Origin of the sequence: Sphingomonas sp. BK580 (assembly GCF_014194975.1) — a bacterium.
Taxonomy (GTDB): domain Bacteria; phylum Pseudomonadota; class Alphaproteobacteria; order Sphingomonadales; family Sphingomonadaceae; genus Sphingomonas.
The window spans coordinates 151,326-157,698 of the sequence record NZ_JACIAY010000012.1 but is presented as its reverse complement, the minus strand read 5'-3'; the positions used below and the strand labels follow the sequence as shown (position 1 = coordinate 157,698).

Annotated in this window: 7 protein-coding genes; 2 read left to right on the top strand and 5 right to left on the bottom strand. The window is 69.7% G+C overall.

What is annotated here, in order from left to right; all coding sequences use genetic code 11:
- Positions 1-137: 137 nt before the first annotated feature.
- Together FHY05_RS18615 and FHY05_RS18610 are read left to right on the top strand one after the other, a co-directional pair.
- Entirely contained in the window at positions 138-1,748 is a 1,611-nt protein-coding gene (locus tag FHY05_RS18615; RefSeq protein ID WP_183945926.1) for a glycosyltransferase family 39 protein, read from the top strand.
- A 351-nt stretch (positions 1,749-2,099) separates the two neighbouring features.
- Positions 2,100-2,240 (top strand): hypothetical protein, encoded by a 141-nt coding sequence (locus FHY05_RS18610; RefSeq protein ID WP_183945925.1) that lies wholly within the window; start codon positions 2,100-2,102, stop codon positions 2,238-2,240.
- A 55-nt stretch (positions 2,241-2,295) separates the two neighbouring features.
- Here FHY05_RS18610 and FHY05_RS18605 read toward each other — a convergent pair whose 3' ends face one another.
- Genes FHY05_RS18605 through FHY05_RS18585 form a run of 5 tightly spaced genes read right to left on the bottom strand, consistent with a single transcriptional unit; the run spans position 2,296 to position 6,367 of the window.
- Positions 2,296-3,216 carry a winged helix DNA-binding protein gene (locus FHY05_RS18605; protein WP_183945924.1) on the bottom strand — a complete coding sequence of 307 codons (921 nt, stop codon included), beginning with the start codon at positions 3,214-3,216 and terminating at the stop codon, positions 2,296-2,298.
- A gap of 4 nt (positions 3,217-3,220) precedes the next feature.
- Positions 3,221-4,717 carry an NAD(P)(+) transhydrogenase (Re/Si-specific) subunit beta gene (locus FHY05_RS18600; RefSeq protein WP_183945923.1) on the bottom strand — a complete coding sequence of 499 codons (1,497 nt, stop codon included), beginning with the start codon at positions 4,715-4,717 and terminating at the stop codon, positions 3,221-3,223.
- Between the two features lie 14 nt (positions 4,718-4,731).
- Complete coding sequence (locus tag FHY05_RS18595) at positions 4,732-5,028, bottom strand: NAD(P) transhydrogenase subunit alpha (RefSeq protein ID WP_183924186.1); 297 nt, start codon at positions 5,026-5,028, stop codon at positions 4,732-4,734.
- Positions 5,028-5,246: a hypothetical protein gene (locus tag FHY05_RS18590; RefSeq protein ID WP_183945922.1), complete on the bottom strand. Its 219-nt coding sequence runs from the start codon at positions 5,244-5,246 to the stop codon at positions 5,028-5,030. Before FHY05_RS18590 ends, FHY05_RS18595 begins: the two co-directional genes overlap by 1 nt.
- A complete protein-coding gene (locus FHY05_RS18585) occupies positions 5,243-6,367 on the bottom strand; it encodes an NAD(P) transhydrogenase subunit alpha (RefSeq protein ID WP_183945921.1) in 1,125 nt (374 codons plus the stop codon). The genes FHY05_RS18590 and FHY05_RS18585 overlap by 4 nt, the downstream gene beginning before the upstream one ends.
- Between the last annotated feature and the right edge of the window lie 6 nt (positions 6,368-6,373).

The following is a 6,373-nucleotide window of genomic DNA, read 5'->3' as shown; positions in this document are numbered from 1 at the left end:
ACTACCTGATCGTGTCGGCGCTCGCCGGTATCGCGGTGACCACGGTCTGGAACTACGCGATGTCGTCGATCTTCACCTGGCGCAAACGCGGCTGAGTCACAACAACGAGCGACGCGTCAGGCGAGGGGGATCGGGGCATGGAGGCGCAGGCGTCACGCCATCTCAACGCCGGGCGGCACGGGGGCCCCGCTTCAACGCCGGGCAGCCTGATGATCTTGGCCGGCCTCGTGGCCGTCGCGTTCGCATCGCGCGTCGCGCTGGCGGATCACTCGCTCTGGTTCGACGAATACGCCTCGGTGTTCTTCGCGTCCCAGCCGCTCCACCGGCTGTGGGGGCCGTGGATGCTGCGCGAGACCAACCCACCGCTCTACTATACGATCCTGCGCGGCTGGATCGAGGCGTTCGGGCTTTCACGAGCGGGGGTAAGATTACCGGGGATCATTGCCAGTGTAGCCGCGATCGCCGTGCTATTCGGGGTGATCTCCCGCCTATACGGGCGGCGAGCCGGCGTGGCCGCGGCTCTGATCCTAGCCCTTTCGTCCCAGCAACTTTACTTCTCTCTTCAGGTGAGGGCCTACATCTTCCTCTACCTGGCGATAGCGGTCTCCTTTGCCGGCGTCCTGACCCTGGTCAAGGCGACGACGCGTCGAGGCGAGGTCGTGGGATGGCTTTCGTACGTCCTGGGCGCGATCGCGGGAATCTATCTCCATACCACGGCCATCGTGTGGCCCCTCGCCGCAACGGCCGCGATGGTGACGGTCTATCCCCCTCTCAGGCCGCGGAACGCTGCCTTTTCGACGCGGGCGTGGGCCGCGATCGTCCTGGCCAATGCGGCGATCGTCCTTGGCTCCGCCTGGTGGCTCTATATGACCGCCTTGCAGGTCGCGAACCCGAACGGGAACCTGAACTGGATGGAGGGGCTGAGGTTCAAACGGGACCTCACGGTCTACGTCTCCACCGTTTTACAATCCCGGCAGCTGACCGTGGCGCAGCTTCCTGTCGCGATACCGTTCGGCCTCTTCTTCGCGCTGGGAACGTGGAGGAGCCGACGCGAGCCCGGCACCCGGCTCGCGCTGGCCTGCCTGGTCTACGCTAGCGCGCTCTTCGTCATCATCAGTTTAAAGCAGCCCGTCTTTCTTCCGAGGACGATACTTTGGCTGTCGTTGTTCCCGCTCATCATCGCCGCCAACGGGATCGCTTCGCTAGAGTGGCGCGGCTTCGTGATCGCGCTCACGGCGATCATGGTAGCGTCGATCATCGGCCTTTTCATTACCACTCCGGCTCTGGTGAGCGAGGAATGGCGGGGTTTGATCAGACGCGCTTCGGCAGATCGTTCCGCGATCGTGTTTGTGGACGGCGAAGCGATGAGCGTCGTGACTCGGATGGCCTGCCGGGTCGAGCTGGGCTTACCACGATGCCCGTTCCCTGTCGTCACTATCGTTGCACCGGGTCGAACCCTGGACACGTGGGGAAACCAATATGCCGACACGGTCCCACGCGATGCGAGCGGGCAAGCGCTCCTGCCAGATCAATCCCACGCTTACCTTCTCCGGCGACACTATCATGACGCGCTCGCTGACGCGTATTGGGCGGGCGCGTTGCCACGCGCACCTGGAGCCACTCCTGCGATGCCCACGCTCGCGGGACCCTATGATCGGTCGCTGATTGTGGGTCTCGTTAAGCGGTCGGTCATCACCAACGGCCTCCTATATATCCGAGGTGAGAACTCCAGCCGTCCGCACGAGTGATCGCGCTCGGGCGTCCGATGGCGAGTTGCCCGCGGCGAGCTTCGGTGCGGCAGCACCACCGCATTGCCGCGACGCCACGAAGGCCCTCGAGCGTCAGGGGATGCGTTCGAGACACTTACCCAGACGGTTGCCAGCGGCGACAGAGCCGAGTCGCAAGCCAGTCTCAGCTCATCACCCGACGCGGTGTCGCGGGCGGTCACCAGCGCGGCGGTGCGGAGGGCTTGCCGACCACCGAGCAAGGTGCAGCGGCAGCGTCTCGACGTTCCGGTCACCGGGCGCCGCGCGCCTTCCTCCTGCCTCAAGATGGGACAGATGCGTTGGGCCGTCGATCAACGTCGTAGCGAATCACCCTTGCTCGCGCTGTGGGCGGGGGCGGAGGTGATCATGGATGACGCGGCCTTCTTCGTCGAGCTCGCCGAATATGCGGTCGAGCGAGTCGCGGACGTCTACAAGCGTCTGGTCGCTTGGCTCGGCGTCGATCCTGCCCGCTGAGGGCGGTGTGCCTGCCGGTGACATACCGGGCCGAGCGGGCGTGCCATCGCCGCGCTCACGCCAGCGGCAGCCCGGCTTCGGCGAGCGCCCCGAGATAGGCCTCCAAGGCCCGCACCGCCTCGTCGGTCAGCCCGATGAAGACGCGGCGGCGGTCGCCCGGATCGGGCGTGCGCGCGAGCAGACGCCGCTCGGTCAGACGCGTGATCCAGCGCAGCGCGGTGGTCGGCGCCACCGCCGCGGCGATGCACAGGCTCGAGACGGAGACGCGCCGGCCTTCCAGCCGCGCGGCGTAGAGGTCGAGCAGCATGTCCCAGGCGGGATCCTCGCACAGACCCTTGCCGAGGAAACGGTCACGCAGCCGGCGCGCGCGCAGCACGGCGCGCAGCTGGGCGGCGGTCACCGCCACCGCGGCGGCCGGGGCGGCGTGGAAAGCGAGGCGCGGCTCCTCGGCGCGGTCGAGCGCCACGCCGCCGTCGCTCAGCCGGGCGAGCAGCGCCGCGATCCGCGCCACCTCCGCGCTGAGGCGCGCCAGCCGCTCGGAGTCGCGCTCGGGTGAGCGTACACCACCGCCGCCGCGTGCCGCCGCCACTGCGAGCGCGCCGATCCACTCGGCCCGGTCGGGCTCGCACAGCAGCTGGACCGCGCCTGCCTCCTCGCCCAGCGCGGCGACGACGGGATCGATCTGGGCGATCGAGAAAGCGACGATCACGCGCCACCCGCGCGCCGCCGCGAGCGAGTCTACCGCGGCGACCGCGTCATGCGCCAGCGCGTCGTCGGCGTCGGTGAGATCGAGCACCACCGCGGGCGCGTCCTCGCGCAGCGCGAGGGCACCCGGCGCCACGGCGAGCGGGTGATGTGCCACGATCGTGCCGCCGAGCAGCGCGATCGCCTCGCGCGCGTCCAGTGCGCCGGTGCCGTCGAGGCTGGCGAGAGCGAACGCCGGCGCGGTGGCGGCGCCATGGAACGGGAGGGCCATCGCCTCAGTCGAGCGACTTGACGATCTCTTCCACCATCTTCTTGGCGTCGGCGAGCAGCATCATGGTATTGTCCCGGTAGAAGACCTCGTTGTCGACTCCAGCATAGCCGACTCCGCCCATCGAGCGTTTGACGAAGAGAATTGTTTTGGCCTTCTCGACGTCGAGCACGGGCATGCCGTAGATGGGCGAGCTGCGGTCGGTCTTCGCCGCGGGATTGGTGACGTCGTTGGCGCCGATCACGAACGCCACGTCGGTCTGCGCGAACTCGGAGTTGATGTCCTCCAGCTCGAACACCTCGTCGTACGGTACGTTGGCCTCGGCGAGCAGCACGTTCATATGCCCGGGCATGCGCCCCGCCACCGGGTGGATGGCATATTTCACGCGGACGCCGTGCGCCTTGAGCTTGTCCGCCATCTCGCGCAGCACGTGCTGCGCCTGCGCCACCGCCATGCCGTAGCCGGGCACGATGATCACCTGCTCGGCCTGGCTCATCAGGAAGGCGGCGTCCTCGGCCGAGCCGCGCTTCCACGCGCGGTCGCTCGCCGCCGCACCGCCCGCGCCGCCGCCCGCCTCGGCACCGAAGCCGCCCGCGATCACGCTGACGAAGCTGCGGTTCATCGCGCGACACATGATGTAGCTGAGGATCGCGCCGGACGAGCCGACCAGCGCGCCGGTGATGATCATCGCGCTGTTGTGGAGCGTGAAGCCCATCGCCGCCGCGGCCCAACCCGAGTAGCTGTTGAGCATCGACACGACCACGGGCATGTCCGCGCCGCCGATCGGCACGATCAGCAGGAAGCCGATCGCGAACGACAGCAGCGTCACCGTCCAGAACACCCACGGCGACTGGTCGACCGTGAAATAGGCCACCAGCAGCAGGATCGCCGCGAGCACGCCGAGGTTGATCGCGTGGCGTCCGGGCAGCAGGATCGGCTTGCCGCCCATGTTGCCGTTGAGCTTGAGGAAAGCGATCACGCTGCCCGAGAAGGTGATCGCGCCGATCGCCACGCCGAGCCCCATCTCGATCCGGCTGACTGGGTTGATCAGCGCGGCCGCGCTGCCGTCGGGGAAGAGCACCGGCACCGCGATGCCGAACGCGACCGGGTTGAGGAAGGCGGCGGCGGCGACCAGCACCGCGGCGAGGCCGACGAGGCTGTGGAAGGCGGCGACGAGCTGCGGCATCGCGGTCATCGCGATGCGCCGCGCCGCGCCCACGCCGATCACCGCCCCCAGCGCGATCGCGGCGACGATCTCGAACGCCGCGGCATAGTCGACCCGGGCGATCAGCGCCGCGTAATCCGCGCCCTCGATCAGCGTGGCGGTGAGCGGCACGTGCGTGACGAGCGTGGTCACCACCGCGACGCCCATGCCGATCATGCCGAAGCGGTTGCCGCGCTGGCTGGTGGCGGGGCTGGAGAGCCCGCGCAGCGCCAGGATGAAGCACACGCCGGCGACGAGATAGGCCAGCGCGACCCAGGGGTTCACCGCGACGTGCTCCACTTGGCTCTCCCCCCTCACGGCCGCGGTGCCGGCCGCTCCTTCTTCTTGTACATGGCCAGCATCCGCTGCGTGACCGCGAAGCCGCCGAAGATGTTCACGCTGGCGAGCACCACCGCGGCGAGCCCGAGCCATTTCGAGCCGGTGCTCCCCGCCGCCGCGCCCGCGATCAGCGCGCCGACGATGATCACGCTGGAGATCGCGTTGGTCACCGCCATCAGCGGCGTGTGCAGCGCGGGCGTGACCGACCAGACGACGTAATAGCCGACGAAACAGGCCAGCACGAAGATCGACAGGATCGCGACGAAGTCCATCATTGTGCTCCGGCGGTGCGGGTGGCGGCGAGCGTGACGAGGTGGCGCACGGTGGCGTCGGGGTCGTCGAGCACGTCGCTCGCGGCGAGGCGGACGGTGAGCAGGCCGCGCGCGGCGAACCAGGCGTCGCGGAGGGCGCCGCGCGAGGGGCGGTCGCCGCGCTCGTGCGCGGCCCCGCCCGCGACGATCCACCCCGCCGCACCCTTACATCCCCTCACGACACCAGCCTCGCGTTCACCACCGCGCCGCCGCGGGTGAGCCGCACCGCGTCGCCGATCTCGGCGTCGAGCACCGGGCGGCCCTGCTCCTTGTCCCAGAAGGTCGAGAGGAAGTTGTACAGGTTGCGCGAGTAGAGCGCCGTCGAATCGGCTGCGAGCCGCGACGCCACGTTGCGGTGCCCGATGATGCGCACGCCGTGGCGCTCGACGATCTCGCCCGCCACCGCGCCCTCGACGTTGCCGCCCTGCTCCACCGCGAGGTCGACCAGCACGCTGCCGGGGCGCATCGTCGCGAGCTGGGCGTCGCTCACCAGCCGCGGCGCCGCGCGCCCCGGGATCAGCGCGGTGGTGATCACGATGTCCTGCTTGGCGATGTGCGCCGACACCAGCTCGGCCTGCGCCCGCTGGTACTCGGGCGACATCTCGCCGGCATAGCCACCGCTGCCCTCGCCCTCGATCCCCGCCACCGCCTCGACGAACACCGGCTTGGCGCCGAGCGACAGGATCTGCTCTCTCGTCGCCGAGCGCACGTCGGTGGCGGAGACCTGCGCGCCGAGGCGCCGCGCGGTGGCGATCGCCTGGAGCCCGGCGACGCCGACCCCCATCACGAAGACGCGCGCCGCCGAGACGGTGCCCGCCGCGGTCATCATCATCGGCAAGGCGCGGCCATATTCCGCCGCCGCGTCGATCACCGCCTTGTATCCGGCGAGATTGGACTGCGACGACAGCACGTCCATCGCCTGCGCGCGCGTGATCCGCGGCATTAGGTCCATCGCGAGCGCCTCGTAGCCTGCCGCGGCATAGGCCGCGACTCGCGCGCGACCGTCGCCGAACGGCGCCATGATCGCCACCACCCAGGCGCCCGGCGCTACCCCGGCGAGCGACTCGGGCGCGGGCGGCTGCACCGCCAGCACGATCGCGGCGCCCGCCAGCGTCGCGGCGCGGTCGCCCAGCGAGGCGCCGGCGGCGGCATAATCCGAATCGGCGATCGAGGCGCCGGTGCCCGCGCCGGCCTCGACCGCGACCTCGGCACCCAGCGCGATGAACTTGCGCGCGGTCTCGGGCGTGGCGGCGACCCGGCGCTCGCCGGATGCCTGTTCGCTGACGACCGCGATCTTCACGCCGCG